Annotated in this window: 3 protein-coding genes; all 3 read left to right on the top strand. The window is 67.6% G+C overall.

Going from position 1 to position 2,594, the window contains the following annotated elements; translation table 11 throughout:
- The first annotated feature begins 170 nt into the window (after positions 1–170).
- The gene (locus GORHZ_RS26750; protein ID WP_006338738.1) at positions 171–1,124 is read left to right on the top strand and encodes an L-lactate dehydrogenase; all 954 of its coding nucleotides are present in this window, start codon (positions 171–173) and stop codon (positions 1,122–1,124) included.
- Between the two features lie 86 nt (positions 1,125–1,210).
- Positions 1,211–1,456: an excalibur calcium-binding domain-containing protein gene (locus GORHZ_RS26745; protein ID WP_006338737.1), complete on the top strand. Its 246-nt coding sequence runs from the start codon at positions 1,211–1,213 to the stop codon at positions 1,454–1,456.
- A gap of 191 nt (positions 1,457–1,647) precedes the next feature.
- Positions 1,648–2,478: a DUF2786 domain-containing protein gene (locus GORHZ_RS26740; RefSeq protein ID WP_006338736.1), complete on the top strand. Its 831-nt coding sequence runs from the start codon at positions 1,648–1,650 to the stop codon at positions 2,476–2,478.
- Positions 2,479–2,594: the final 116 nt, after the last annotated feature.

The raw sequence follows: 2,594 nt of genomic DNA, 5'->3' as shown, positions 1-2,594 counted from the left end.
AGGTCCCCGACCACCATCGTGTGTGGTCGGGGACTTTGTCATTTCGCGATCGAACGCTCACTCATCGTCCCGCCACACGTTCCCCGGACCGGCTGCACGGAGTCCGCGCGCCGTGAATAATCACGGGCAGCGGTAGACAAGCGGACCCACCAACCACAGGCGGTGAAGTGATGGAGGCTCGACCAACCAAGGTGGCAATCATCGGCGCGGGGGCGGTGGGTACGGCGATCGCCTACTCGTCGCTGATCCGCGGTGTGGCACGCACCATCGCGCTGATGGACATCAACACGGCGAAGGTAACCGCCGAGGTCCTCGACATGTCGCACGGCCTGGAGTTCGTGCCGCGTGCCGACATCATCGGCGGCGACGACGTGTCGGTCTGCGCCGACGCCGACGTGGTGGTGTTCACCGCGGGCGCCAAACAGAAACCGGGACAGTCGCGCCTCGAATTGGCCGAGGCCACAATCGGTTTGACGAAGAAGATCCTGCCGGGTGTGCTCGAGGTGGCGCCCAACGCGATCTACATCATGGTCACCAACCCGGTCGACATCGTCACCTACGCGGCGCTGAAGTTCAGCGGTCTGCCCAACAACCAGGTGTTCGGGTCGGGTACGGTGCTCGACTCGTCGCGGCTGCGGTTCCGCATCGCGCAGTACTGCGGGGTCGCCGTGCAGAACGTGCACGCCTACATCGTCGGCGAGCACGGCGACAGCGAGATCCCGCTGTGGAGTTCGGCGAGCATCGGCGGTGTTCCGCTGCTGGACTGGAATCCGCTGCCGGATGGTGAGCCCATCGACTCAGCGTCCCGCGCGAAGATGCACGACGAGGTCGTGCACGCCGCCTACAAGATCATCGAGGGCAAGGGCGCGACGAACTATGCGATCGGTCTGGCCGCGACGCGTATCGTCGAGGCGGTCCTCAACGACGAGCACCGCGTGCTGCCGGTGTCCACGGTGGCCAAGGGCTACGAGGGGCTCGACGACGTGTGCCTGTCGCTGCCGACGCTCGTCTCGCGCAGCGGCGCCGGGTCGCGCCTGCATGTGCCGATGTCGGAAGAGGAGCACGCCGGACTCATGTCGTCGGCCGAGACGCTGCGCAAGATGCAGGAGCAGTTCGGCCTCTGACTCGGCGTCGTGCTAGATTTTCGGCGTTCGACGAAGAATGTGCGAAAGGCTGTGTCATGGTTTGCTCGCGTAAATCGATGGTCGGGATGTTGGCAGCGGTGACGATGGCCGCGGTGCCACTGGTGGCGTTCGCCGCGCCCGCCAACGCCGCGACGGAGTACGCCAACTGCACGGCGCTGCGGGCCGACTACCCGCACGGCGTGGGCAAGACCGGTGCGGTGGATTCGACGTCGGGGACGCCGGTCACGAACTTCTACGTCGACGACGACCTCTACAACGCGAACACCAAGAGTGATCGCGACAAGGACGGGATCGCCTGCGAGAAGGCCTGATCCGGCGCTGCCGGGCGGGTCGTGTCGCCCGTCGGTGTCGGATGACCGAGCGCACCGACGAGCGCGAGGTGACCGACGCCGACATCGCGCGCTGGGCGCCGGACGGGTCGTGATCTAGGTCGAGAAGGCACTGATCTCGGTGGATCTCCGTCCGGGTGGAACCGATCGGGCCGCCGAATAGTCTGATACACATGCGCGACGACAAGCTGCTCACCCGGATCTCGGCACTGCTGCGTCAGGCCGAGGGGACCGACAATCCGCACGAGGCCGAGACGTTCATGCAAGCCGCCCAGCGGCTGGCGACCTCGGCCTCCATCGATCTGGCCGTCGCCCGCGACCACGATCCAGCCGCCAAACAACGCACCACACCGCTGTCGAGGCAGATCGCCATCGGCGAGGCCGGCAAGCGCGGACTGAAGACCTATGTGCAGCTGTTCGCAGCGATCGCCCGCGCCAACGACGTCACCGTGGACGTCGCCGGCAACTCGACGTACGTGCTGGCCTACGGGTTCGAATCGGACATCGACGCCTGCGAGGCGCTGTACACCTCGCTGGTGGTGCAGATGGTCGCGGCGAGCGACGCCTACCTGCGCTCGGGGGCCTACAAGACCGAGGAGTTCTCCCGCGTGGTCACCCGCGGGACGGGGTTTCGGGCCCGACGTGTCATCGAGACCAAGCCGCTGTCGCCGATCACGGCACGACTGAACTTCCAGTCCGCGTTCGCCGAACGCATCGGCAAACGACTCAGCGAGGCCCGCGAACAGGCGCGCGCCGAGGCGCTGGGCGCCGACCCCGAGGGCCGCCACGAGCCGTCGTCGACGGCGTTGGCGTTGCGGAACAAGGAGATCGAGGTCTCCGACTACTACAGGTCAGAGTCGCGGGCGCGGGGCACCTGGCGTCCGTCGAGTGCATCGGCCGGGTATTCAGAGGCGGCGCGACAGGCCGGTGACCGCGCCGGGCGCCGCGCGAAGCTCGGACCCGACCGCGAACTCGGCGGACCCCGCGGCGCGCTGGAGCGGTGAGCTGCGCGCAGCGGCGGTGACGGCTCAGTGCTCGGTTGTCGCAGCCGGGGCCGGGGCCGGGTCAGCGGGGTCAGCGTTGTCCTGTCGGAAGACATCCGCGGGGGAACCGGGGCCGT

The organism is Gordonia rhizosphera NBRC 16068, from assembly GCF_000298195.1.
Classification (GTDB): domain Bacteria; phylum Actinomycetota; class Actinomycetes; order Mycobacteriales; family Mycobacteriaceae; genus Gordonia; species Gordonia rhizosphera.
Note: the sequence above shows the minus strand (reverse complement) of the source record. Positions and strands in the feature narration are given on the sequence as shown.

Excerpts from the sequence above, each read along its gene's own strand:
- GORHZ_RS26745 (WP_006338737.1), top strand. The coding sequence starts at position 1,211 with ATGTTGGCAGCGGTGACGATGGCCGCGGTGCCACTGGTGGCGTTCGCC.
- GORHZ_RS26740 (WP_006338736.1), top strand. The coding sequence starts at position 1,648 with ATGCGCGACGACAAGCTGCTCACCCGGATCTCGGCACTGCTGCGTCAG.
- GORHZ_RS26750 (WP_006338738.1), top strand. The coding sequence starts at position 171 with ATGGAGGCTCGACCAACCAAGGTGGCAATCATCGGCGCGGGGGCGGTG.